This window comes from Gordonia heveisoli (assembly GCF_030315745.1).
In the GTDB taxonomy this organism is placed as follows: Bacteria; Actinomycetota; Actinomycetes; order Mycobacteriales; family Mycobacteriaceae; genus Gordonia.
This window is the reverse complement of the sequence record NZ_JASXSH010000006.1, coordinates 170250-194387: the sequence shown is the minus strand read 5'-3', so window position 1 is coordinate 194387 and position 24138 is coordinate 170250. Positions and strand designations below refer to the sequence as shown.

23 protein-coding genes are annotated in these 24138 nt (G+C 64.7%); 13 read left to right on the top strand and 10 right to left on the bottom strand.

Annotated elements, in window-relative coordinates:
- Positions 1-10 precede the first annotated feature (10 nt).
- A complete protein-coding gene (dnaN, locus tag QSJ18_RS07690) occupies positions 11-1180 on the bottom strand; it encodes a DNA polymerase III subunit beta (protein ID WP_286325748.1) in 1170 nt (389 codons plus the stop codon).
- 506 nt (positions 1181-1686) lie between these two features.
- Entirely contained in the window at positions 1687-3192 is a 1506-nt protein-coding gene (gene dnaA / locus QSJ18_RS07685; RefSeq protein WP_286325747.1) for a chromosomal replication initiator protein DnaA, read from the bottom strand.
- 571 nt (positions 3193-3763) lie between these two features.
- Between dnaA and rpmH the strand changes: the two genes are divergently transcribed.
- From rpmH to QSJ18_RS07640, 10 genes are all read left to right on the top strand, one after another.
- Positions 3764-3907: a 50S ribosomal protein L34 gene (gene rpmH, locus QSJ18_RS07680; RefSeq protein ID WP_068526256.1), complete on the top strand. Its 144-nt coding sequence runs from the start codon at positions 3764-3766 to the stop codon at positions 3905-3907.
- 48 nt (positions 3908-3955) lie between these two features.
- On the top strand, positions 3956-4354 hold the full coding sequence (gene rnpA, locus QSJ18_RS07675; RefSeq protein WP_286325746.1) for a ribonuclease P protein component: 399 nt from the start codon (positions 3956-3958) through the stop codon (positions 4352-4354).
- Positions 4351-4698, top strand: a complete 348-nt coding sequence (gene yidD, locus QSJ18_RS07670; protein WP_462476010.1) for a membrane protein insertion efficiency factor YidD — start codon at positions 4351-4353, stop codon at positions 4696-4698. Before rnpA ends, yidD begins: the two co-directional genes overlap by 4 nt.
- 7 nt (positions 4699-4705) lie before the next feature.
- Entirely contained in the window at positions 4706-5875 is a 1170-nt protein-coding gene (gene yidC / locus QSJ18_RS07665; protein WP_286325745.1) for a membrane protein insertase YidC, read from the top strand.
- A 59-nt stretch (positions 5876-5934) separates the two neighbouring features.
- A complete protein-coding gene (locus QSJ18_RS07660; protein ID WP_286325744.1) occupies positions 5935-6600 on the top strand; it encodes a Jag family protein in 666 nt (221 codons plus the stop codon).
- Positions 6601-6911: 311 nt separating this feature from the next.
- Positions 6912-7064, top strand: a complete 153-nt coding sequence (locus tag QSJ18_RS20230; RefSeq protein WP_462476022.1) for a hypothetical protein — start codon at positions 6912-6914, stop codon at positions 7062-7064.
- Positions 7010-7624 carry a 16S rRNA (guanine(527)-N(7))-methyltransferase RsmG gene (gene rsmG / locus QSJ18_RS07655; protein WP_462476021.1) on the top strand — a complete coding sequence of 205 codons (615 nt, stop codon included), beginning with the start codon at positions 7010-7012 and terminating at the stop codon, positions 7622-7624. Before QSJ18_RS20230 ends, rsmG begins: the two co-directional genes overlap by 55 nt.
- A 164-nt stretch (positions 7625-7788) precedes the next feature.
- Positions 7789-8736 carry a ParA family protein gene (locus QSJ18_RS07650; protein WP_286325800.1) on the top strand — a complete coding sequence of 316 codons (948 nt, stop codon included), beginning with the start codon at positions 7789-7791 and terminating at the stop codon, positions 8734-8736.
- 59 nt (positions 8737-8795) lie between these two features.
- On the top strand, positions 8796-9890 hold the full coding sequence (locus QSJ18_RS07645) for a ParB/RepB/Spo0J family partition protein (protein WP_286325741.1): 1095 nt from the start codon (positions 8796-8798) through the stop codon (positions 9888-9890).
- A gap of 157 nt (positions 9891-10047) precedes the next feature.
- Positions 10048-10800, top strand: a complete 753-nt coding sequence (locus QSJ18_RS07640; RefSeq protein WP_286325740.1) for a hypothetical protein — start codon at positions 10048-10050, stop codon at positions 10798-10800.
- A 62-nt stretch (positions 10801-10862) separates the two neighbouring features.
- Here the strand turns inward: QSJ18_RS07640 and QSJ18_RS07635 are convergent, their stop codons facing one another.
- From QSJ18_RS07635 to QSJ18_RS07600, 8 genes are all read right to left on the bottom strand, one after another.
- On the bottom strand, positions 10863-12050 hold the full coding sequence (locus QSJ18_RS07635; protein ID WP_286325739.1) for an N-acetylmuramoyl-L-alanine amidase: 1188 nt from the start codon (positions 12048-12050) through the stop codon (positions 10863-10865).
- Between the two features lie 124 nt (positions 12051-12174).
- Entirely contained in the window at positions 12175-12513 is a 339-nt protein-coding gene (gene trxA, locus QSJ18_RS07630; RefSeq protein WP_286325738.1) for a thioredoxin, read from the bottom strand.
- A gap of 54 nt (positions 12514-12567) precedes the next feature.
- Positions 12568-13557, bottom strand: coding sequence for a thioredoxin-disulfide reductase (trxB, locus tag QSJ18_RS07625; protein ID WP_286325737.1), 990 nt, complete (start codon positions 13555-13557; stop codon positions 12568-12570).
- Positions 13558-13692: 135 nt separating this feature from the next.
- Positions 13693-14409 (bottom strand): hypothetical protein, encoded by a 717-nt coding sequence (locus QSJ18_RS07620; RefSeq protein ID WP_286325736.1) that lies wholly within the window; start codon positions 14407-14409, stop codon positions 13693-13695.
- Between the two features lie 107 nt (positions 14410-14516).
- The gene (gene sigM / locus QSJ18_RS07615) at positions 14517-15092 is read right to left on the bottom strand and encodes an RNA polymerase sigma factor SigM (protein WP_286325735.1); all 576 of its coding nucleotides are present in this window, start codon (positions 15090-15092) and stop codon (positions 14517-14519) included.
- A 246-nt stretch (positions 15093-15338) separates the two neighbouring features.
- The gene (locus QSJ18_RS07610) at positions 15339-16400 is read right to left on the bottom strand and encodes an alpha/beta fold hydrolase (protein ID WP_286325734.1); all 1062 of its coding nucleotides are present in this window, start codon (positions 16398-16400) and stop codon (positions 15339-15341) included.
- 41 nt (positions 16401-16441) lie between these two features.
- Positions 16442-18100: a flavin-containing monooxygenase gene (locus QSJ18_RS07605; protein WP_286325733.1), complete on the bottom strand. Its 1659-nt coding sequence runs from the start codon at positions 18098-18100 to the stop codon at positions 16442-16444.
- Positions 18101-18202: 102 nt separating this feature from the next.
- Positions 18203-20122, bottom strand: coding sequence for a sigma-54-dependent Fis family transcriptional regulator (locus QSJ18_RS07600; protein WP_286325732.1), 1920 nt, complete (start codon positions 20120-20122; stop codon positions 18203-18205).
- 232 nt (positions 20123-20354) lie between these two features.
- Between QSJ18_RS07600 and QSJ18_RS07595 the strand changes: the two genes are divergently transcribed.
- From QSJ18_RS07595 to QSJ18_RS07585, 3 genes are all read left to right on the top strand, one after another.
- The gene (locus tag QSJ18_RS07595) at positions 20355-20732 is read left to right on the top strand and encodes a PLD nuclease N-terminal domain-containing protein (RefSeq protein ID WP_286325731.1); all 378 of its coding nucleotides are present in this window, start codon (positions 20355-20357) and stop codon (positions 20730-20732) included.
- Between the two features lie 501 nt (positions 20733-21233).
- Complete coding sequence (locus QSJ18_RS07590) at positions 21234-22991, top strand: CocE/NonD family hydrolase (RefSeq protein ID WP_286325730.1); 1758 nt, start codon at positions 21234-21236, stop codon at positions 22989-22991.
- A gap of 95 nt (positions 22992-23086) precedes the next feature.
- Positions 23087-24124 carry an alpha/beta hydrolase family protein gene (locus QSJ18_RS07585; protein WP_286325729.1) on the top strand — a complete coding sequence of 346 codons (1038 nt, stop codon included), beginning with the start codon at positions 23087-23089 and terminating at the stop codon, positions 24122-24124.
- Positions 24125-24138 lie beyond the last annotated feature (14 nt).

Below are 24138 nucleotides of genomic sequence, written 5' to 3'. Positions count from 1 at the left end.
GCGCGCCGGCTCAGCCGGGCAGGCGGACCGGCATCAACAGGTAGGTGAAGGCGCTGTCGGGTGCGACGAACGCACCGGACTCGTCTGGCACCGGCTGCTCACCGGACGCCGGGCGCAACACGGCAGGACGGCTCGGGGTCGTGAATCCGAAGTCGACCGAATCCGCGTTGATCGCCGACAGACCGTCCTGCAGGTAGCCAGGATTGAAGGCGATGGTCAGCGGCTCACCGTGGAAATCGACCGGCAGCTCTTCCTCGGCCTTGCCCGCCTCGTCGCCTCCCGCGGTCAGCAGGACCGAACCGTCACGGAATTCCATCCGAACCTGGGCGCCGCGCTCGGCGACGAGCGCAACACGCTTGATCGCCTCGATCAACGGAGCACTGTCGATCGTCGCGACCGCGGTGTGGCTGGCGGGCAGAAGCTGCCGGAACTTCGGGAACTCGGCGTCGAGCAGTCGGGTGGTGGTGCGCTTGGCCTGACCCAGGATGCCGAGGATGCCGTCGGAGCCGATGGCCGAACCCGCACCGAAGGCCAGCGACACCTCACCAGTGCCGTCTGCACCAGCCGTCTTCGCACTCTCGGAGAGAGTGCGGGCAGGCACGAGAACTGCGCCGGTGGTGTCAGGATCGGTGGGATCCCACTGAAGTTCGCGAACGGCGAGCCGGAAACGGTCGGTGGCGGCGAGCACCACGGTGTTGCCCTCGATCTCGACCCGGACGCCGGTCAGCATCGGCAGGGTGTCGTCCTTGCCTGCCGCGACGGCGACCTGGGAGATCGCCTCGGCGAACAGCTGACTCGGGATGGTGCCGGTGATCGATGGCACGTCCGGCAGCTGCGGGTAATCCTCGACCGGCATCGTGGGCAGGGAGAACTTGGCGCTGCCGCAGGTGATGGCGACGCGCGAACCGTCCAGGGAGACGTCGACGGGCTTGGCAGGCAGAGCCTTGGTGATATCGGCGAGCAGTCGGCCCGACACCAGCACCTGACCCGGCTCGGCAACCTCGGCACCGATGGTCTGCTGAGCGGAGACCTCGTAGTCGAATCCCGAAACTGTCAGCCCGGTGTCGGTGACGTTGAGAACAACACAACCCAGGACGGGAACCGGAGGCCGGGAAGGCAGGCTGCGGGCGACCCAGGCAACGGAATCGGAGAACTCGTCACGCGCGACACGAAACTTCATGCGGTCAAACAGCCCTTCTCTTGTTCGGGGACTCCCACTGTAGAGCGCACCCACCGGAGTGGGGGTCGTCGGGGCACAAGTCGTGTCATTTGGTTTGGCGGTCGGTCGACCCAGGTTCGGGCCCGCCCGAACCACTCTGTGCACAGGACCTTCTTAAAAGGAGATCTCTTTAGAGAGAAATTCTTCTCAGTAGTAGGGCCTGTGGAACCTGTGGATCCAACCGACATTCTCCCAGTGAAACGCGGTACGCGGCTGTGGATGGGCCGTGGAGTCTTCGTGGACCGAACCGGGTCGTGGTGTGGAATTGCAATTCTGTTCGGCGTCCGTCCACCTCCGGTGCACAAGTTGACCACAGTTCTCCCAAGGTTCATCCACATCGACTGGAGCGCGCTCGAGCGAGCGAATCACACGAATTCGGGGTACGACGAGACGCGCCAGGGTTCGTGATGAACCCTGGCGCGGTGGTTGAGAGTTTGGGGTTGAGAGTTTGGGCTTTGGGTGGCAGATCAGCCGGCGGCGCGCTGCTTGATCCGCGCGGTGAGTTCCTGGACATGGTCGTAGACCTTGCGGCGCTCGGCCATCTCCTTACGGATCTTGCGCTCGGCGTACATGACCGTCGTGTGGTCACGGTCGAAGGTCTCGCCGATCTTGGGCAGCGAGAGGTCGGTGAGCTCTCGGCACAGGTACATCGAGATCTGGCGGGCCTGGGCGATGGACCGCGTCTTGCCGGGACCGCGCAGTTCCTCGACGGAGATGTCGAAGTATTCGGCGGTGATGGCCAGGATGCTCGCCGCGCTGACCTCGAGGGTGCCCGAGTTGGGCAGCAGTGCCTGCAGAACGACGTCGGCGAGCGACTTGTCGAGTTCGGCGTTGTTGAGCGAGGCGAAGGCGGTCACCCGGATCAGCGCGCCCTCGAGTTCGCGGATGTTGCGCTCGATCTTCGACGCGATCAGCTCGAGCACGTCGTCGGGTACCGCGATGTTGTCCATCTGCGCCTTCTTGCGCAAGATCGCGATCCGGGTCTCCAGATCCGGTGGCTGAACGTCGGTGATCAGTCCCCACTCGAACCTGGTTCGTAGTCGATCCTCCAGTGTCGCAAGCTGTTTCGGCGGGCGATCGGAAGAGATGACGATCTGCTTCGAGGCGTTGTGCAAGGTGTTGAAGGTATGGAAGAACTCCTCCTGGATACCTTCTTTCCCGATCAGGAACTGGATGTCGTCGACGAGCAACACGTCGACGTCGCGGTACCGGCGTTTGAAGGCGACCCGGCGATCGTCACGCAGCGAGTTGATGAAGTCGTTGGTGAATTCCTCGGTCGAGACGTACTTGACGCGCATACCGGGGAACAGGCGTTGGGCGTAGTGACCGGCGGCATGCAGCAGATGCGTCTTGCCCAGACCGGATTCGCCCCAGATGAACAGTGGGTTGTAGGCGCGGGCCGGCGCCTCGGCCACGGCCACCGCCGAGGCGTGGGCGAATCGGTTGGACGCCCCGATGACGAAGGTGTCGAAGGTGTACTTCGGATTGAGGCTCGCGCTCGAGGCCGGCGGTGCGGTCGTCGGGCGCTCCGCGAAGTAGGAGGTCCAGTCGCCGGAATCGCCGCGCGGCCGTTCAGCGGGTAGGTCGGCGTCGCGTCCGGCGGTGCGGAAGGTATCGCTGCCTGCCGCGACGGACACCGGATCCGGCGGGATGGGAGCTTCGACGGGTTCGGGCTGGGCTTCGGTGGCATCGGGGGTGGCGATACGCACACCCAGATCGACCGGCTGCCCGAGGTGCTTGCTCAGTACCGACCGGATGGTGTCACGCAGATTGCGTTCGATCTGTTCCTGTACCAGCGGTGTGGGGACGGTCAGTAGCGCGAATCCCTCGGCCAGAGTGAGCGGCCGAACCAGCGACAACCATGCCTTCTGTTGGCGGGTGAGCGGTTCGTGATCGCGGGCCGCGTCGTCGTCGTTGAGTTCGGCGACGACCTGCTGCCACACCTCGCCGAAAGTGTCGCGGTCTGATGTCACGTTTGAAGGCCTCCTGCCGGGAAAAACTACCAGCGTTCATCGGCGGGGAGGCCGCCAGGCGCCGACCGAGCCGAGTTGTCCACACAGTTATCCACATCTGTGTACAGAAGGGAAGGACGATACTGAACGAGGTTCGTCGGGCACAATTCGTGAGTCGGCTCGAGGTCGACCACTGGAGGAGACGCTAGCAGAGGGTTGAGAGGTCAACTAGCCGATTGTCGATCCTTGACCCGCGATCCATTACCGCTATTTGGGGTGGGTATCGGAAAACCTCGGCGGACATCGGCGGTCGGGCCGGTCACCAGGCGCATTACCACAACAGATCGTCGGGCCCGCGTACCGAATCTGGCGCGTTTGATTTCCGGGGGCGACTATCAGTACTCTCGACTGGTCATCCAGGTTGCGGATTTGCGCGGTGACTCGCCGGTCTCGACGTTGTCGGGTCCGGTGGGGTGTACCAACCGATACCACCGACACCAGCTCGGCACCGCACCCGGATAAACCGAACCAACGACAATTGTGGGCTCACGTGCTGTCGACGTGCTCACACAGGGATACAAGGAGTCACCCGATGGCCAAGGGTAAGCGGACTTTCCAGCCGAACAACCGTCGTCGCGCACGCGTCCACGGCTTCCGTCTGCGTATGCGTACGCGCGCCGGCCGCGCGATCGTCAGCGCTCGTCGCACCAAGGGCCGCGCAAAGCTCACCGCCTGATCGTCGACCTGATGTCCGGGCCGTATCACTGGCCCGGACTCCTCAGCGATGACAGCGCCCTGCCATCGGATCTCGCGGAGGTCCGACTTTTCGCGCACGCTCAAACATGGCGTGCGGGTTTCGGCGCGCGATCTCGTCGTCTATGCGTCGGTATTGCCGACGTGGCCTGATGCGCGCGGTGTCCGCCAGGATGTGGCCACTACGGGTGGTCCCTGGCTGGGTCTGATCGTCAGTAAGGCGGTCGGTCCCGCGGTGACCCGCCATGCGGTCGCCCGGCGACTGCGCGCGGCCTTCACCGCGACCAAGAGTCTGTGTCCGACGCCGGAGACCTATGTGGTCGTCCGCGCTCATCGCAGCGCGGCCGAGCGCAGCAGTGACGAACTCGCCCGCCAGCTCGCGTCCGCCTTCGGTGATCCGCGGGTGATCAAGGCCGGTAGCCGGCCATGATCGACACGGCGCGGGACGCGGAACCCACGGTGGAACCCTCGGCAGAGGTGTCCGGCGGGTCCCGGGTCGTCGCCGCCGTTCGTCGTTTCCCGCGTCGCGCCCTGATCTTCGTGATCGAGCTGTATCGCATGTACGTGTCGCCGATGAGGCTGCCGACTTGTCGTTTCGAGCCGACTTGTTCGGCCTATGCCGTCGAAGCTCTCGAGCGGCACGGCGTCTTATACGGCGGGTGGTTGTCGATCTACCGCCTGCTCAAATGTGGACCATGGCACAAACCTGGCTACGACCCCGTCCCGGAGCAGGGTTTCGGGTGGCGTAGATCCTCCGACGGAAGTGAGGGGTAACCCACCCGTGCTCAACTTCATCTATTACCCGGTCTCCGGGATCATGTGGGTCTGGCATTGGCTGTTCGACCACATCACCCCGAATACGGCAGGCGGCGACGGTGTTGCGTGGGCGCTGTCGGTGGTGTTCCTCGTCTTCACCCTGCGCGCGATCCTATACAAGCCCTTCGTCAAGCAGATCCGCACGACGAAGAAGATGCAGGAGATCAATCCGCAGCTCCAGGCGATTCGAAAGAAGTACGCCAAGGACCGGGTCAAGATGACCGAGGAGATGCAGAAGCTGCAGAAGGAGCACAGCTTCAACCCGCTCCTCGGCTGCCTCCCGATGCTGCTGCAGATCCCGGTGTTCATCGGTCTGTTCCACGTGCTCCGCTCGTTCAACCGGATGGGACACGGACTCGGCAAACAGGGCATGTCCGCCGAGGAGACCCGGTCGACCGGCAACTACTTCTTCAGCACCGAACAGGTGCAGAACTTCCTCGACGCTCGCCTCTTCGGCGTGCCGCTGTCCTCGTTCATCACCGAGCCGCAGAACGAGTGGGTCGCGTACGTCAAGACGATGAATCCCGCGGCCATCGACTTCACTCGGATGAACATCGTCTACGTCGTGGTCCCGATGATGATCATCGCCTCGATCGCGACCCATATGAACTCGCGCGCATCGGTTGCCCGTCAGACCGCGGCTTCGCTGGAGAACCCGCAGACCCGCATGATGAACATGCTGGCGCTCTACATCTTCCCGTTGGGCATTCTCGTCACCGGTCCGTTCTTCCCGGTCGCCATCCTCCTGTACTGGATGAGTAACAACATCTGGACGTACGGACAGCAGCACCTGGTCTTCGGCATGATCGCCAAGGAAGAAGAGGCGGAGAAGCTCGCCAAGCAGGAGAAGCTGAAGGCGAACTCCCCCAAGCCGGGCCAGCGACCGGACCGCGCCAAGAAGAAGGCCCAGGCGTCGGCAGATGTGGTCGACGGGGAGGTCGTCGACGTAGATGATGCGGAGATCACCGAGGTGGTCGAGACCGCACCCGACACCAAGCCCAAACCCGGGCAGAAGCCGACGCCGAAGGGCGGGGCGGCCAAGAAGAGTCCTGGGACCAAGAACACGGGCAACAAGAACCCCGGCAACAAGAACGCCGGCAAGCGTGGCGGCGGCCGTCGCGGCGGACGGCACTAGTCCCCTCCCCCGCACACAAGAGACTTGTTCGATCAGCACAGAAGTTAGGTGGATGTGAGATGACTGCGGAGATTGCGACCGACGGTGATCGGGAGACCGAGACCGTCGTCGAGACCGACGCCCAGGAATTGCCGGCGGAGGCCGATGAGGTGACTACCCCGGCGGACGCTGCCCGGGATGATGCTCCTGCGGAGTCGGCCGAAGATGATTCGGACGATGACAGCGACGACGATGACAGCGACGACGACGAGGCGGATGAGGAGGATCGTCTCGTCGAAGAGGGTGAGATCGCCGGCGACTACCTCGAGCAGCTGCTCGACGTTCTCGACTTCGACGGTGACATCGACCTCGACGTGGATGGCGATCGCGCGGTCGTGAGCATCGACGGCGGCGACGATCTGGCGAAGCTGGTGGGTCGTCGTGGTGAGGTTCTCGACGCGCTGCAGGAACTGACTCGCCTCGCGGTACAGCAGGCGACCGGTGATCGTTCGCGGCTGATGCTCGACATCGCTCGCTGGCGCGCCGACCGTCGTGAGCGGCTGGCCCGTCTAGGCCGCGAGGTCGCCGAGCGGGTGCTGTCCTCCGGTGAGCGCGAGGCACTGGATCCGATGACCCCCTTCGAACGCAAGATCGTCCACGACGCGGTGGCCGGCGTTGACGGTGTGGTCAGCGAGAGCGAGGGTGCTGAACCCAAGCGGCGTGTGGTGGTCCTGCCCAGCGCTTGATCGATCGCCCAGCGTTTGATTGCTCCGGCGTTTGATTGCGCACTGTGAGAGACAACGCACTGTGAGAGAGAATCAGTGAAGGTCCCGGCTCAGGCCGGGGCCTTCACTGCTTTCTCGGGTGGGAATTACATCGGTGTGGTTTGGCTGCGTTTCACGTGAAACCGACTCCCGTACGACATGGACGAGCGTGTGTTTCACGTGAAACTTGCGCGGCGGGCCTGCTGTTCGGTGGTGTCGGTTTCACGTGAAACACTGGACTCCTACACCGTGACAGAGACGAATGGGAAGGCTGTTGGTGCCCGAACACCACGATGAAGACAACGTCCAGGCGGACGCTCCCCCGACCGTCGGTGATCACCCTGACCCTGCGCCTGATTGCGCTGTCGTTGTCTTCGGAGATCGACTTGACCTGGCTGTGGCCTATCACCGGATCCTGGCTACCGATGGCATCGACCATGGGTTGATGGGACCGCGGGAAATTCCGCGTCTGTGGGACCGGCACATTCTCAACTGTGCGGTGATCGCCGATGTGATCGAGCGCGACGAACGCGTTGTCGACATCGGTAGCGGTGCCGGCCTGCCGGGTATTCCGCTGGCCATCGCTCGACCCGACCTCCGGATCGTTCTGCTGGAGCCGCTGTTGCGGCGGAGTACTTTCCTGGAGCGAACGGTTGAGGCGTTGGGTCTCGATGTGCGGGTTCTACGCGGACGGGCGGAGGAGAAGGCTGTGTTGAGTGCCATCTCTGGTGCCGATGTCGTTACGTCACGTGCCGTTGCTCCACTGGAGCGTCTGAGCAAATGGTCGGCGCCGCTGGTTCGCGATGGTGGACGGATGGTGGCGATCAAGGGTTCGTCGGCAGCCGAGGAGATCGAGCGCGACGCCGCAGTGGTCGGCCGCTACGGCATCAGCGGGCTGCGGGTGCAGGTATGCGGCGTCGATGTCCTCCCCTCCCCCACCACGGTTGTGGTGGGTACCAAATCGGCGAGCGGTGGATCTGGTCGCGATCGTAGAAAGAAGCGGTGAGCAAAGTGGTATGGAGTCCGCGTAAGGCGCAGAATAGAAAGCGTGCTGCCGACATCGCCGGTGGCGGTCAGAGCGCCTCTCCCGACGCCGGGGGTGGAGCGAATACCACGAACGGCTATGAGGTCGGGCAAAGGAGTTCTGGGGTGGTCGACAACTCGGAGAGCGTGAAGCGAGATCAGAATGTTTCACGTGAAACCGGTCCCACCGGTTCGGTCGCCCAGCAGTTCGCCGACACTCCGATCGCCGCGGCCGCGGCACGGGCCAGTCAGGTGTTGACCCCAGGCGGCTCGGGACAACTCCCCCGCCCGGCGAGCGTTCGGATCATGACCGTCGCGAATCAGAAGGGTGGCGTCGGTAAGACCACTACCGCGGTGAACATCGCGGCCGGACTGGCCTTGCATGGATTGCGCGTGCTCGTCGTCGATCTGGACCCACAGGGCAACGCCAGTACCGCCCTGGGCATCGATCATCGAGCTCCCGATGTGGCTTCGGTGTACGAGCTTCTGCTCGGCGAAGTCACCCTGTCCGAGGCGATTCAGCAGAGCCCGAGCCAGGACGGCCTCTTCTGTGTCCCGGCGACGCTGGACCTGGCCGGTGCCGAAATCGAACTCGTGTCGCTGGTCGCTCGCGAGAATCGTCTCCGCAACGCCCTCAACGACGAGATCCTCGCCGAGTACGAGATCGACTACGTACTGATCGACTGTCCACCGTCGCTCGGCCTGTTGACGGTCAACGCGATGGTCGCCGCGCGGGAAGTGCTGATCCCGATCCAATGCGAGTACTACGCACTCGAGGGTGTCGGTCAGTTGCTCCGCAACATCGAGCTCGTGCAGGCGCACCTCAATCCGGCGCTGCATGTATCGACGATTCTTCTGACGATGTACGACGGACGTACCAAGCTGGCCGATCAGGTTGCCGACGAGGTGCGGCGCCACTTCGGCGACAAGGTGCTGAGCACGATCATCCCGCGCAGCGTCAAGGTTTCGGAGGCACCGGGCTACGCGATGACGATCATCGAATACGACCCCGGCTCGCGTGGCGCGATGAGCTACCTCGATGCCGCCCGTGAGCTCGCCCTCCGCTCCCCTGCCGCTGATGCGGCACAGGCCTGATTGTCGGCTATGCGCATGATGGATCCACACGTAGTGACGAACACCCCGGAGGGACGAGTATGAGCCAGCGCGATACCACGCAGCGTCGAGGTGGACTCGGTCGTGGATTGGCGGCCCTCATTCCCACGGGTCCCGCAGAGGATCTGGGTGGCCCCCGCCTCGGGTCGGCCGCAGCCGATGTGGTGATCGGCGGCAAAGCGCCCGCCAAGGCCGATGGTTTCACGGGAAACATCGCCGCGGGAAACGCTGCCGTGGACGCCACCACTGGCGCCGCATCAGCGGATGGTGACACCGCCGCATCCGGAACCCAGACGCTGTCGGCGGATGAGGTAGGGGCGGTCTACCGCGAGATTCCGCCCGCCGAGATCGAACCGAACCCCAACCAGCCGCGAACCGTCTTTGATGAAGAGGCCCTCGCCGAGCTGGTGCATTCGATCAAGGAATTCGGCCTCATGCAGCCGATCGTCGTGCGGCGACTGTCCGCGCCGACGGCCGCGGGTGCGCGCTATCAGCTCGTGATGGGTGAGCGCCGCTGGCGCGCGAGTCAGGAAGCCGGCCTCGAAGCGATCCCCGCGATCGTGCGTGAGACCGCGGATGGCGACATGCTGCGCGACGCTCTGCTGGAGAACATCCACCGCGCACAGCTCAATCCACTCGAAGAAGCGGCCGCATATCAGCAACTGCTCGACGAGTTCGGTGTCACCCATGAGGAGTTGGCGAACCGGCTGGGTAGGTCGCGCCCGCTCATCAGCAACATGATTCGTCTCCTGAAGTTGCCGATTCCGGTGCAGCGGCGCGTGGCCGCCGGAGTCCTGTCCGCCGGCCACGCGCGGGCGTTGCTCTCCCTGGAGACCGGAAGTGATGAGCAGGAGGCGCTGGCCGCGCGGATCGTCGCCGAAGGTCTGTCCGTCCGGGCGACCGAGGAGGCGGTGACCCTCGCCAATCGCGGCGATGGTCCGAGCGCCAAACAGCCGCCCGCGAAGCGCCGTCAGATGCAGATGCCCGGACTGCAGGATCTCGCTGAGCGCCTATCCGATCGCCTGGACACCAGGGTTACAGTCGGATTGGGCAAGCGAAAGGGCAAGATCGTGGTCGAGTTCGGGTCGGTAGATGATCTCGAGCGGATCGTCGGTCTGCTCGATCCGAGCAAGTGATCCGATAGGCACATCATGTCGGAGAATCCGCACCCCAGGGTCCACGCTCGTAATGTCACTGTGACAAAGAGCCGCCGTCGGGGTGTCGACGTTTCCGAATATTGTTGTGCCACAATGTCATTCGAAATCAGAAGCACGTCGAGTGGGTGTAGGTGACATGGGCGTCTCGATTTCGCGTCTCGATCTCGGATTCTTCGAGTCGTTGCCCCTGCACACCCGGCGGTGTGTCTTCTGGGAAGTCGATCCGGCAGTGTCGGGCCATACCTTCGAGAGCGAGTTCGACAAGGAGGCCTGGATCTCGGGACTCCTGCTGGATTGGGGTACCTGTGGGCAGGTCGCGATCGAGACGTCCACCCAGTCCGTGGTCGGTACCGCTTTCTATGCACCGCCGAACCGAGTTCCGCGGTCGCGTTCTTTCCCCACTTCCCCGGTAAGCCACGACGCGGTACTGCTGTCGAGTATCCGCACCGAGCCGGGCCACGAGGAGATCGCCGGTGTTCTCCTGGATGCGGTTCTCGGCGATCTCATCCGCCGCGGGGTTCGCGCGGTGGAATCATTCGGATTGGTCCGCGCCGGCGATGCGGGGTTCGGTGACATCAGCACGTGGACCGACGAATCCATCGTCGAGGTGGCGCGCGAGATCCTCGACGGCCCACAATCGGATCTGTGTACCAAATGCATGATCGATGCCGCGTTCCTGAAGGATTCAGCTTTCGACGTGGTGTCCAGTCATCCGCGGTTTCCCCGCTTTCGCCTCGAGCTTGACGAAGGTCTGAGCTGGAAATTCGAAGTGGAGAGCGCGTTGGAGAAGCTGGTGGTGATGGCGGCGCTCGATCTCACCGGTGCCGAGCGCGCCGCAGTACCAGTCGGATGTTCGACCCATCGGACAGTGACCGGTTCACACCGATAGCGTGCCTCGACGAGCCGTGTTCTGCGGTGGGCAGGCCACGGCGCCGCGCCACGGTTCAGTGTCTAGTGCGAGAGCTCTTCGGCGGCAAGTAGATCCGCGAAAGTGAAGCTGCCGGTTGGCTGATCGTCCTGGCCGAGGAGGTAGAGACGCTTGACGGCGATCAGGATGGCTTCGGCGATGACGTTGCGGTAGCTCGGATCCGCAAGCAGCGCACGGTCTTCCGGATTGGTGATATACCCGACGTCGATGAGTGCGACGGGCATCCGGGTGAGCCGCAAGATGTCCCAGGTGCGTTCATGGGTGCGGCAGTCGGTCAGCGGGGTGCGTGCGGCGACCTCGCGCTGGATGAAGCCGGCGAGGTTGCGTCCGATCGTCGAGAACGATCCGTGGCTGTTGCCGAAGTAGAACGACGCCACGCCTTTGGCCTGGGGGTTCTCATAGTGTCCGCAGCGCAGCGAGATCATCACATCGGCGTCGACCATGTTGGCGACGCGTGCACGTTCGTCGTCGGCGGGACGGCCGCGGCCGTCGTGGGATAGGAAGGTTTCCATTCCGGCCGCCGACATCCGGCCTTCGAGGCGGGAGGCGAGGTCCCAAAGCAGCGAAGATTCGGTTTCGGCGAGTTCACCGCTGGAGAGTTCGTGGAGGCCGCCGGTCCCCGGGTCGATGAGGATGCGTTTGCCGGATAGACGTGGGCCGAGGCGGCGGACGTGCTCTTCCTGACGGATGGCGTAGGGCGATCCCCCGGTGACGCGGGTGCCGAGTCGTTCTAGGGACCGCAGGGTTGCGGGGCCACAGATGCCATCGGCCGCCAAGCCATATTCGCTCTGATACAGGCAGACCGCGTTGTGGGTCGTTTCGCCGAAGGTTCCGTCGACCAGGTTGGTGTAGTAGCCCAGGTTCTGCAGGCGGTTCTGGAGTTCGGCGACATCATCGCCGACCATCGGCGCCGACAGTCGGTACAGCAGGACGCGCGCGCCGAGCTGGTAGGACGCCTCGCGCAACGAGCGGTAGGTGGCGGGGCCGACGATGCCGTCGACGATCAGTCCGCGTTCCTGCTGGAACGCGCGCACCGCATGATCGCACGCCTCGTCGAAGACTTCGTCCGGTGTTGCCCAGCCGTCGGTGGTGGTGATCAGGCCACGGGACGCGGGCGGGCGGGCGTCGGCGGTGAGGAGTCCACGACCGACCAGGATGGAGCGGATCTCGGCTACGGCCGACCCGTGGTCCCCCAGGCGGAACAATGGCATCTCGCGGTCTCCTCGTGGTTGTCAGGCTGCATTCTCTCAGTTGACTTCGACACCGCCAAATACTGGCGGTGTCGAAGTCCTGACCTGCAGGTTATGCGGCCCGACGGACGGGCGGAGCGGAAACTCAGGCGGTGGTGCCGACTACGGAGTCGAGTTCACGCAGCAGCTTGGCCTTGCCCGCGGCGCCGACGATCGTCTTGGTCGGCTGACCGTTCTCGAAGAGGATCATGGTCGGGATCGACATGATCTGGAAATCGCGCGCCGTCGCGGGGCTCTCGTCGACGTCCAGCTTGGCCACGGTGAGCTTGTCGCCGTGGTCACGGGCGATTTCCTCGAGGACGGGTGCCACCATCCGGCACGGTCCACACCAGGTCGCCCAGAAGTCCACCAGAACCGGCTTGTCGGAGCCGAGAACGGTGTCCTTGAACGTCGTGTCGTTCACCACAACGGTGTTTGCACCCATGTTGTCCTCCTTGTTGGACGTTTCGGTGCCTGAGCGGTGCCGTGCGGCGTGCGGTCAGGCGGTGGCGTCAGCGGTGGCCACGTCGGCCACCAGCTCGATGTCGGATTCTTGTTCGGCGAGCCAGCGCTCGGCGTCGATGGCGGCGGAACACCCGCTGCCTGCGGCGGTGATCGCCTGCCGGTAGGTGTGGTCGACGAGGTCGCCTGCGGCGAACACACCGGGCAGCGACGTGTAGGTGGTGCGACCCTGGACGAGGACGTAACCCTCGTCATCGAGGTCGACCTGGCCGCGGACGAGCTCGCTGCGCGGGTCATGACCGATGGCGACGAACATGCCGGTCACGTCGAGCTGACGGGCCTCACCGGTCCGGGTGTCTTCGAGCTGAAGACCACTGACCGAACTGTCGCCGAGCACCGAGCGGACGCCGGCGTTGGTGACGAAGTTGATCTTGTCGTTCGCGCGGGCCCGCTCGAGCATGATCTTCGAGGCGCGGAACTCTTCGCGACGGTGCACGAGGGTTACCGACTTGGCGAACTTGGTGAGGAAGGTCGCCTCTTCCATCGCCGAGTCGCCGCCGCCGATGACGGCGATGTCCTGGTCCTTGAAGAAGAAGCCGTCGCAGGTGGCGCAGGCCGAGACGCCACGTCCCAGGAGCTTCTGTTCACCGTCGACGCCGAGGTAGCGTGCGGCGGCTCCCATGGCGAGGATCACGGCGCGGGCGTAGTAGGTCTCTCCCCCGGCCTCGATCTCCTTGATCGGGCCGGTCAGGCGCACGGCGTCGACGTCTTCCATGCGCAGGTCCGCGCCGAACCGCAGTGCTTGTTCGCGCATCTCGTCCATGAGGGCAGGTCCCTGGATACCGTTCTGGAAGCCCGGGAAGTTCTCCACCTCGGTGGTGGTCATCAGCGCGCCGCCGAACTGGGTGCCTTCGAAGACGATCGGTGCGAGCTCAGCGCGGGCCGCGTAGACGGCTGCGGTGTATCCGGCAGGTCCCGATCCGATGATGATGATGTCGTGGATCTGCTGGGTCTCGGACTGGCTCAATTCTTCCTCCGTGCTCGACTTCGCGCGACAGACCCCGATGACAAGGTCGGTGTCACGGCTGCTTCAACACAAGGGTAAGCGGAGATGTTCCCGAAGCCATGCGCACCGTGCGCGGTGTGCACGGATTCGTGATGGTCAACCGGCGCCGACGATGGTTCTGGTGATGGTGGCGGGGTTCCCGGTGTCACAGTCGAGTCCGACGACGAGAGCGTCGAATCGGCCGGCGACACCCGTGGACAGCAGGATGATGGCCGCGGATTCGCCGTCGATGGCGATAGGGCCGGATCCGACGACGACCGCACTGTCGGAGACCCCGTTGGCCGCGACACATCGGCGGACGGCGGCCGCCGAGTCGAAGGGGGCGTTGTCGGTGCGTCCGAGAACGCGGAAGGCCGCGGCACGGTCAAGGGACACCGCCGCCGGCGACGATGGATCTGTCGGTATTGGGGCGGTGTCGTCGTCGTGACCGAGGGTGGAGGCCAGGCCGAGTCCGCCGATGATGAGGACGGCCGCTGCCGCCGCCGCGGTCAGCCACGCGGTGGACCGGCGAGGACGCTCGGCGGGAGCGCTGGGTGCCGACAGGCCCGCCAGGGTGTTCGCGGTCGCGAGATGAACCGCGTCAGGTGCCCCGACGATGTCGACCGGGGAATCCGCCAGGTCGGCCTGGGTGGCATCAAGAGCGGCCAGCACCGCCTGGGCGTCGGCATCGGCGGCGATGCGTACGCGCATGTGGGCGGCGACGTCCGATGCGAGCACCCCCGCATGCAGGTCTGCCAGCAGTTCAGTGGAATAGGGCGGCTCGGGTAGAGCCGCCGGATGCGGCGGAGTGTTGTGGGCTCCGGGCGGGATCATCGTCGTGAAGTCTTTCGGTCCGAGTGGTGGCGGGACGGCAAGCGGTAGTCGGTGGGCTGTCTACTAGGACGCACTGGACCTTGGTGCGGTTCCATTGTGATCGTCGGTCAGCACTCGCGGAGATGTCCGAGGACTTTCGCGAGTCGCAGGCGTCCGCGTGCGCAACGACTCTTGACCGTACCTTCGGCGACGCCGAGCAGTATCGCGGCGTCGGCTATCGAGTAGCCCTCGATGTCGACGGCGACGATGGCGGCGCGCTGCTTGGCCGGAAGTACATCCAACGCACGGCCGATGGACAGGGAAAGATCAACGGCGACAGTGTGATCGGTCGGATCTGCGAGTTCGGTGCCGACACGTTCCGGCAGTGGGACGGTTGGCCGGACACGGTTGCGGCGGATCCGGTCGAGTGACGCGTTGACCACGATGCGGTGTAACCAGCCGATGACCTTGGCATCCGAACGGTATTGACCGGCGGTCCGGTGGGCGTTGAGGAGCGCGTCCTGGACGGCGTCGTTGGCGTCTTCGGGGTTTCCGGTGGTGCGGTAGGCAATGGAATAGAGGTAGTTGAGGTGGCGGTGGACGAGGGCCGCGAAGGCGGTGGGGTCACCGGTGACGTGGTCGGCGAGGAGTTGCTCGTCGGTGCGCTCGTCGACGACGTGTAGCGGCCGTTTCCCCCGGGTCATGGGAGTGGAGATTAGTTGGTGCACCGCGGTTGCGTGGGGTGTTGTGCACAGGGCCAATTGTTCAAGTCAGCGAACCGGTGGTGTGGCGGTGGATTCGGTGCGAATCCACTTCTCGGGGAGCGTTGTGGGCTCGGCTGCAACCCGAGGGCCTTCGGCTGGCGGCCGAAGGCCCTCGGCGTCTCATTCTCCTGTCGCACAGCTGATCCTGCGCCCGAAGCCGGGCACAGGATCATCCGGATGTCCGGCTCAGACCTCGGTCGCCAACAGTTCGGCGAGGTGCTTGTCGATCTGCGGCAGGTAGGTCGGTGCGACACCGAACAGGCCAAGATGACCGAGGACGTCTTCGATCACCCGCAGCTGGCTACCGGGGATCAAGTCCTGCTCGGCAGCGCAGTCCCGCGGCGGGAACAACTGATCCTCATCGATCGGCATCACGAACGTCTTCGCGGTGATGCGGGCGAGTGCCGCGGCGAGGTCGCCGCCGGTATGCCGGGCGACGTCACCGCGTTGCCAGGCCCAGGACTGGGTGAGCAGATCATTCGGATCCATCGCAGTGAAGTACGGGTCGAGGAATCCCGCCAGGAAGGCCTCACGCGAGTCGAAGTCCAGTGCCCGCCAGACTTCTTGCTTCCAGAACTCGGTGGAGAATCCGACGACCGCCCAGATGTGCGCCTGCCTCCGCAGACCATCCTCGACATCCGTATTCGATTGGTATTCAACGCCGTTGAAGCCCGGGTCGGATTGAATCGCCTCCCGCATCGCCTCGGCGATGAGGAAGTCACCGGGCGTGTTCTGCGCGGTGCCCGCGATCGGAGCCGCACGGAGCACCTTGTCGGGGAAGCGGACGGCCCACTCATAGGTCTGTTGTGCACCCATCGAACCGCCGACGACGAGAGCGAGCCGGTCGATGCCGAAATGCTCACGGAGCAACCGCTCCTGGGCGACGACGTTGTCGCCGATCCGCACGTGGGGGAACTTGGACATCGAGATCGACTCATTCGGGCCGCCGGCGTTGTGCGGTGAGGTCGACAGACCACTGCCGATCTGGTCGACGCACACGATGAAGTACTTGTCCGGGTTGAGGGCGTGGTCAGGGCCGATGTAGACATCGCGCCAGATCTGGTGAGTACCCGAGTACCAGGTCGGGATGAGGATCGCGTTGTCCTTGGCGGCATTCAGGGTCCCGAAGGTGGCGACCGCGAGTTGGCAGTCGGGGATGGTGCCACCCTCTTCCAGTTGGAGCTCACCGACGCTGATCAGGTCGTAATCTCCGTGGAATTCGTGGCTGTAATAGGGATTCTCGATCATGAGAGAGCGCTCCTTTGCGCGGTTGTCCACAGATTGCGGGTTCACTCGAATCCGAAGCCGGTATACCCGGCCGCGGCGGCCTCGGTGGCCTTTTCGCGATACAGGCCGACGCCGCCGATGTAGGACAGGACCCGGCCGCGAGGCTTACCGGGTACGTTTGCGCCGTTGTACCAGGAGTTCGTCTTGGAGACGAGAGTCGCGTTGGCGGTTTCGTCGTGGTGGCGAACCCAGGCTTCCTCGCCCTCCGCGGTGGGTTCGATGATCGTGTAATCGTTGCGCCGCATGTGGTCGATGCAGTCGCTGATCCACTCCGTCTGCTGCTGCAGGCACGTCGTCATGTTGCACAGCGCGGCCGAGGGAGCGAGCGGGATCGCGGTCGTGAGCATATTCGGATAGCCGTGCACCATCAGACCCATCGTCGAGCGGATCTCCCGGCCCCAGTCCTGGGCGAGTGATCGCCCGCCGCGGCCACGGATATCGATGCGGGTCAAGGCGCCGGTGCCGGCATCGAATCCGGTGGCGAGGATGATGACGTCGACCTCATGGCGCGTGCCATCGGCCAGTTCGATGCCCTCCGGGACGATCCGAGCGATCGGGTTGTCCTTGACGCCGATCGCTTCGACGTTCGGGCGGTGATACTTCTCCAGGTATCCGCGTTCCAGCGGGACGCGGTGGGTGCCGAAGCCGTACTCGTCGGGTTTGGGAATGAGCAGATCGCAGAGTGCGGGATCTTGTAGACGTGCGCGCATCTTGTCCGCGACGAAAGCCGAGATCTCGTCGCTGACTTCCTTCTCGAAGAACATCTCACCGAAACCGGCCAACCACAGCTTGAGTGAGCCGTCGGCGTAGACCTCCTCCAGAATCGCCTGTCGCTTGTCGGCCGGAGTGGTCGCCCACTCGTGTACCCAGTCGTACTCGAAGCCGGAGAAGGTGTGCGGGACGGTATCGCGCAGCTCCTCGAATCTGCTGTGGTACCAGGCGACTTCGTCGGGACCGTAGTCGGGGTTGAGCATCGGCAGCGTGTACTGGGGTGTGCGGATGAAGACCTTGAGATGGTCCACCTCGTCGGCGATGGTCTGGATGACTTGAATTCCGGTGGCTCCGATGCCGATGACGGCGACCCGCTTACCCGCCACCTCCCCGCCGGATCGAGGCCACCGGGAGGTGTGAAAGATGTCGCCGGCGAAGGACTCCTGACCCTCGAACACCCTCTCCATCGGGGCCGAAAGCATGCCGGCACAGGTGACCAGGAACTGCGTGTCGATGATCTCGCCGTCGCCGGTTCGCACCGACCACCGTCCGGAATCCTCGTCGTAATGCGCACTTTCGATCACCGTCGAGAACTGGATGTCCTTGCGGAGGTCGAGGGTATCGGCGACATAGTGCAACCATTGTTCGATCTCGGGCTGTGCCGGGAACCTCTTGCTCCAACTCCAGCCCTTGTACAGCTCCTCCGAGAACATGTACTGGTAGATATAGGCCTCGGAGTCGAAACGTGCTCCGGGATAACGGTTCCAGTACCAGGTACCGCCGACGTCGGTGGCGGCGTCATAGGCGCGGACATGGAGTCCTTGCTTGCGGAGCTGATAGAGCTGATAGAGTCCGGCGACCCCGGCGCCGATGATCAGCGCGTCGAGTTCGGTGGCGGATCCAACGGCGCCGGCGTCGGGCGTGTCGGTGTCGGCGAATTTCTGAGTCATGATCTCGAATACCCTTCTGTGTGCCGATTTCACGGTGAGTTCATCGTTGTGTGCTGCGACACAGAAGGCGCGTCCCAAGATGGGACAAATGTGGGGAGTGGACTATCCGGTGATTCCGTAGCTTCGGATCTTCCGATAGAGACCGCTGCGGGAGATGCCGATCTGCGCGGCGGCCGCGGCCCGGTTGCCTGCGCACACCTGTAGCGCCCGGATGATGGTGTCGCGCTCGGCGATCTGGATCGGCGACAGGTTGCTCCGCTTGGCCGACGTCTGGCAATGCTGCGGCAGATCCTGCACCTCGATATCCCCGACGGGACGTGACCGGAGGGCGTGGATGAGGGCGGCGCGCAGCTCGGCGATGTTACCCGGCCATGTGTAGTTCGCCAGGATCCGTTGCGCCGCAACGGAGACGCGAACGTGTCGTCGTGGCGCGAGCTCACCGAGGAGCTGGTTGGTCACATGCACGAGGTCCTCGGTGCGGTAACGCAACGGGGGGATAGTCACCGACGCCCGGAACCGGGACAGCAGCTCGTCGGGCAGGCGGCAGTCATCGCCGTCGGAAACGGTTGCGGTGGCGGCGAATACGACCGGCGCGGACATCGACTCGACCCGGTCGATCAGTTGATCGAGGTTCGCCGAACCAGTCTCGTCGAGCCTGTCGATACCGCGGGCCACAATGAGCGTGGGCCGGTCGACACCCTCGGGGATCAGCTCGTCGAGGTCAGCTCCGCCCGGCCTTCCGAGGAGACTGGTGTCGATACACAGGGTGCTGGAACCCGCAGACGCCGAATGCTCTTCGGTACCGACCAGTTCTGGTCCAAATAGTTCTGGCCCGAATAATTCTGGCCCGAATAGTTCAGTGGCCAACGTGAACTTTCCGACACCCTGTTCACCGAAGACCAGCGTCGGTTCACCGCAGGCCAGTGCGTCGCGCAGCTGTTGGCAGGCACGCCGAAAGGTCGGCGACGTCGCCGCCGCAAGCCGTGCCGACGTACTGCCGCGAACTCCGGGGCGGAGGGTGTGCCTGGCCGCATATCTCGAACACGGATCGGGCGACCGGTGCTCGGGCGAGGAAGCGGCCAGATCGATTGTCGCGCCGGCGTCGACGATCGGCTCGGCGACAACCACCGTCCCGGCCGTCTGCACACCACCCACGATGCGGATACCGCGAAGGCGTACGGCGCGACCCGACGACAGAACCAGCGTATCGGCGATCCGGTCCCGGCCTGTCGTCACGAAACCGACGTGGTCGCGAATCGCGGCCTGCTCCTCGGCGGAGAACAGTGACTGGGCCGCGGCGTTGGCCATGCACATGGCGTCGGCAAACCCGAAAACCGCCTGGCGGTTGGTGGCGCGCGCGTCGGTGTGCAGATAGGTGTTGAAGAGAATCCGCTGTGCTTGGCCACGGTCGTCGAGCAGGTTGCGGCCGATGTCCTTGGCGGCGGCCTTGACCAGCGTGTGCATGAGCGGACTCCACGACTGAGCCACGGTGGACACGTCGAGGATGCCCTCGATCCGGCCGGTGATCGGATCGATGATGGGTGCGGCGGTACAGGCGAACGGCTGGAGCTGCTCGGAATAGTGCGCTGGCCCCACGATGGAGATCGACTGACCCGATTGGATCGCGGTGCCCACGCCATTGGTTCCCATGGTGTCCTCGGCGTAGCTGTACCCGGGCGCGAACTCGACGCGATCGACCATCCGCGCCACCTTGGTGCTCAGATCCACCCGCTTGATCATCCTGGCTCTGTTGTCACTGAGCGCGATGATCAGCGCGACGTCGGAGATGTCGGCGCCCAGCTGTTGGAGGACCGGATCAGCGCAGCGTACGAGACGTGACGAGGTGTCGATCTCGTCGCTGTAATGCGGCGACTGCCGTTCGATGTCGACACCCGCCGACCTACTCCGGATCCAGGACGCCGCGACGAGATCGGAGACGGCGCGCACGCCCGGTCGTTGCTCATCGCGGAGAAAGTCGGCGCGCGCAGCGGCCACCTCGAGGCTGTCGCGGTCACCGGACATCAGGGAAACCTCCGGTCGACGTTCCGTGCAGAGTGGCGACCCGTAGTGGTGTGACGGGAGACACATCACGATTGTGCTCGCTTCTGACGATCATTCCCACCGATAACGTGTCCCAAGTTGGCACATCCGCGCCCGTACTGCCGGGGTGCGCGGCCCAGACAGCACGAGTATTCCGAGTCGCATATAGTGCGGATGAGTATTCGCTCAAGTAAATTGCGGTCGGGGGGAACGAATGCCATATTTCGGGCTGATCATGCTTGCCGTCTTGGTCATCGCGTTGATCGACATCATCAACACCGACGAATCGTCGGTACGCGGGTTGCCGAAGTTCGGCTGGATCATCCTGGTGGTGCTGGTGCCACTGGTCGGTGCACTGCTGTGGCTGGCCATCGGACGGCCGACGGCCGACGACGCACCGCGGCCTCGGACGCGCAACGGCGCGGAGTTTCCTGAGTACGACCGGCCCGGACGATATGTGCCCGCCGATCCCGAGGCAGACCGGGAGTTCTTGCAGCAACTACGCGACCGCGCCGAGGAACAGCGCCGGATCGCACGTGAGCAGGAAGCACAACGTCGTCGCGACGCCGAGCAGGGCGAATCGACGGACTAGACCGTCGACGTGGTGGGTTGCCTAGATTGTCGCAATTCACGCCACGATGTCCGGTTGGTGAGTTGAACTCCAGGTGAGATCGGGTCTTGACTTCCCTACTAGCCAGTAAGAGGATTATGGCGCTGATCACCCGACCGGGGTTGATCGGCGCTCATCACATCGGTGCGTCGGGGGGATAGACGAGCGGCGCACCGATGTCAGGCCGAGTTGGGGGCAGGATGTCGAATTTGTGGCGGCGGGGCACAGTGCTGGCTGTGCTGGTCTCAGTGGTGGCACTGAGTGGCGGGGTCTCCCCCGCGCAGGCTGCACCGATCGGGCTGAACCCGATCCAGTGGACCAAGACCTACAACGCGCCGAAGCAGAAGTATGCGGGCGTGTCGGTGACCGCGAGTGTGCCGATCCGGATGTCCGACGGCACCGTCCTGCGCGCCGACGTCTATCGCCCGGCGGACCGGGCCGGCCGGTCGGCCGGCACGCGCCAAGAATCCCGTCATCGTCAACATGACGCCGTACAGCAAGCTGGTCAGCATGGTGGCGACCATCGGGTCGAATGTGCCCGGTCTGTCGAAGCCGGCCTTCGATCTGCTGGCCGGCATCAACCTGAGTGGCACCCCGATATCGGGTACCGAACGGCTACTCAAGGTCGCCAACGGCGGACTGCCCAGCGTCTTCGCCGTCGACCCCCAGTTGATCCGCAGCGGCTATACCCAGGTCGTCGTCGACGTCCGTGGAACCGGTGCATCGCAAGGTGTTTGGGATGTCTTCGGACCGCGTGAACAGAAGGACACGCTCGAGGTGCTGGAGTGGGCACGCACCCGCCCCTACTCCAACGGTGATCTGGGGATGTCGGGCTATTCATACTCGGCGATCAACCAACTGCAGGCGGCCTCGAAGCACCCGAAGGGTCTCAAGGCGATCTTCCCGGCCGCACCGATGACCGACATCGTCGCCGACGTCGTCGCTCCCGGATCGGGATACGGCGCGGGCTTCCTCGCGCTGTGGCTGTTCGCCGTGAACACGACCAAACTGATGCCCGACCTGCCGAGTCTCCTTCGCGGACAGTTCGATCCGGTGTGGTTGCGCGATCGGTTGCAGAACCCGGCGGTCTTCGTCCGAGAGTTCCTCCAGGGGCTGACCGCACCGAGTGTCCGGTCGCTGGACGGCCGTACCAAACAGATCGTGCAACTGGATTCGGCATATCGTCGAGCGCTGACCACCGACGCGGCCGCCGTCACGGTGCCCACCTTCGTCGTGGGCGGCTGGCAGGACCTGTTCACCAACATGGAGTGGCGGACCCTCGATCAGCTCAAGAGCGTGCCTGCGGCCCAGAAGAAGCTGATCATGAGCACCGGCCAGCACATGACCAACGGCTGGGACATGCGGGGCGTCGCCGGACAGCCGCCGTCAATGAGTGTCCTGCAACGCGCCTGGTTCGACAAGTGGATCAAGGGTGTCCGCAACCGCATCGACGAATACCCGTCGGCCACCAGCCACCAGCAGGGCGGACGCTGGGTGCAATCGAACACCTTCCCGCGCGCGGATCAGCAGCACCGCCGCCTGTACCTCAACTCCCGGCGCAGCGGTACCTCCCCCACCTCGGTGCGGGACGGATCGCTGACCGGTGGCGCACCCACCCAGCGCGCCAAGTGGACCGTTGCCCCGGGAATCACCACCCTCTGCTCCGGTGACACCAACCGCGACCAGATCGGCTTCCTGAGCTCATTCGACTTCTGCAGCAACGACAATCGGATCGCCGAACGCGGTGCACTGACCTTCACCTCCCGGCCGGTGCGGCAGGCGACGTCGATCAACGGACCGATCAACGTCCACCTGCGCACCCAGGTCGACGCGACCGACGGCTTCTACGCCGCCGTCGTCAGCGACGTCGCACCGGACGGTGCGTCCCGCGTCCTGACCACCGGGACCATGACCGTCTCCATCCGCAATCAGGTCGTCCCGGCGCTGTCGAGTTACGCACCCAACGGGGATGTCACCGATCCGATCTATGCACTCGACGCATTCAACCGCGACATGGTGAAACCCGGTGCGACGCAGTTCCTCGACATCGGGGCCCTGGGTACCGACGCACTGCTGGCACCGGGCCACCGGCTCCGTGTCAGCGTGTATGCCTTTAATGCACCGCGGGCGGTCAGCTTCGGGCCGGTCAGCCGCGACAGCGGACTCAAGCCAGAACACGTCCTGATCGATCCGGCCCAGCCGAGTTGGATCAGCGTGCCCAGCAATCGACCGATCGGCTGACGCCGGTAGTGGATGCGCCGCCCGCGGCGGGTGTGAAATGCGCCGCGGGCCGGACCGCGGAATAACGGTCCGGCGCCAGTAAACTGGGCACCACTATGACTGCGACGGCCGGCAAACGAGGGGCACTCGCCGGTGTCGTCGCAGTTCTGGCCGTCACGACGGCCTGCGGCACCTCGCCGCGACCGGAGGCCACTCCCCCATCCGCGGTCGCCACCCCGATCTCTGGGTCGGCGTCGTCGCAGACCATCACCCCGGTCGCGGTGCCTGCCCCCATCCCGTCGGGACCCCGACGATTCACCACCACCCGCGTCGCCTATCCGACCCGCGGGGTCGCCGATCCGGTGCAGAACTTCGCGGATCTCTATCTGCCGGTAGGAGATCACGCAGTGGCGACGGTGCCGCTGGTCCTCCTCATCCACGGTGGATCGTGGCGATCGGATATCGACCTGAACGACCTGCGCCATCTCGCGACCGACCTGGCCCGCCGCGGAGTTGCCGTCTACAACATCGAGTTCCGCCGGATCGGCACCGGTGGCGGCTGGCCGACGACCTTCACCGACGTCGCCGACGCCCTCGACGCGGTCAGCTCCTTGCGCAGCACCCATCCGCAACTCGACATCGACCGGGCAACGCTGGTCGGCCACAGCTCCGGGGCGCAGCTCGCGGCCTGGGCGGGAACCCGAAATAGGTTGGCGCCCAACGATATCGGTGGAAGGCCGCGGTTTCGCCCAGCCCGGATCGTCGCCATCTCGGGTCCGCTGGACCTGGTGCATGCGGTGCGGGACGGTAACGACCGGATCGTCAACATCCTCGGTGGCACCCCCGACGAGGTGGCCGACCGCTACCGGCAGGTCGACCCGGCGGCGACCATCGATCCGCTGATGCCGGTGATCGTGGTGCACGGCGACCGCGACCGGCTGGTGCCGATCGCCTGGTCACGCAGCTACGTCACCGTCGCGCGGCGAGCGGGAGCCCCGGTCGAGATGCTGGTGATTCCGGGTGGTGCGCACGGCATGCCGGCCCATCCACGGGCGATCGGATATCGGGAGATCGTCGAGTTGCTGGTGGATCCCAGCGGAGACACCCTCGGTCGATTGCAGCAGAGGTTTGCCCCGGGCAATCCGCCCGGCTGACAAGAAGCCCGGGG

Coding starts and splice junctions, on each gene's coding strand:
- QSJ18_RS07660 (WP_286325744.1), top strand. CDS start 5,935: ATGACTGCGGAGATTGCGACCGACGGTGATCGGGAGACCGAGACCGTC.
- trxA (WP_286325738.1), bottom strand. CDS start 12,513: ATGGGTGCAAACACCGTTGTGGTGAACGACACGACGTTCAAGGACACC.
- QSJ18_RS07635 (WP_286325739.1), bottom strand. CDS start 12,050: ATGCCATTGTTCCGCCTGGGGGACCACGGGTCGGCCGTAGCCGAGATC.
- QSJ18_RS07585 (WP_286325729.1), top strand. CDS start 23,087: ATGACTGCGACGGCCGGCAAACGAGGGGCACTCGCCGGTGTCGTCGCA.
- sigM (WP_286325735.1), bottom strand. CDS start 15,092: ATGACCCGGGGGAAACGGCCGCTACACGTCGTCGACGAGCGCACCGAC.
- dnaN (WP_286325748.1), bottom strand. CDS start 1,180: ATGAAGTTTCGTGTCGCGCGTGACGAGTTCTCCGATTCCGTTGCCTGG.
- QSJ18_RS07605 (WP_286325733.1), bottom strand. CDS start 18,100: ATGACTCAGAAATTCGCCGACACCGACACGCCCGACGCCGGCGCCGTT.
- QSJ18_RS07595 (WP_286325731.1), top strand. CDS start 20,355: ATGCCATATTTCGGGCTGATCATGCTTGCCGTCTTGGTCATCGCGTTG.
- QSJ18_RS07610 (WP_286325734.1), bottom strand. CDS start 16,400: ATGATCGAGAATCCCTATTACAGCCACGAATTCCACGGAGATTACGAC.
- rnpA (WP_286325746.1), top strand. CDS start 3,956: ATGACAGCGCCCTGCCATCGGATCTCGCGGAGGTCCGACTTTTCGCGC.
- QSJ18_RS20230 (WP_462476022.1), top strand. CDS start 6,912: ATGAAGACAACGTCCAGGCGGACGCTCCCCCGACCGTCGGTGATCACC.
- yidD (WP_462476010.1), top strand. CDS start 4,351: ATGATCGACACGGCGCGGGACGCGGAACCCACGGTGGAACCCTCGGCA.
- rpmH (WP_068526256.1), top strand. CDS start 3,764: ATGGCCAAGGGTAAGCGGACTTTCCAGCCGAACAACCGTCGTCGCGCA.
- QSJ18_RS07640 (WP_286325740.1), top strand. CDS start 10,048: ATGGGCGTCTCGATTTCGCGTCTCGATCTCGGATTCTTCGAGTCGTTG.
- QSJ18_RS07645 (WP_286325741.1), top strand. CDS start 8,796: ATGAGCCAGCGCGATACCACGCAGCGTCGAGGTGGACTCGGTCGTGGA.
- QSJ18_RS07590 (WP_286325730.1), top strand. CDS start 21,234: ATGACGCCGTACAGCAAGCTGGTCAGCATGGTGGCGACCATCGGGTCG.
- QSJ18_RS07600 (WP_286325732.1), bottom strand. CDS start 20,122: ATGTCCGGTGACCGCGACAGCCTCGAGGTGGCCGCTGCGCGCGCCGAC.
- QSJ18_RS07620 (WP_286325736.1), bottom strand. CDS start 14,409: ATGATCCCGCCCGGAGCCCACAACACTCCGCCGCATCCGGCGGCTCTA.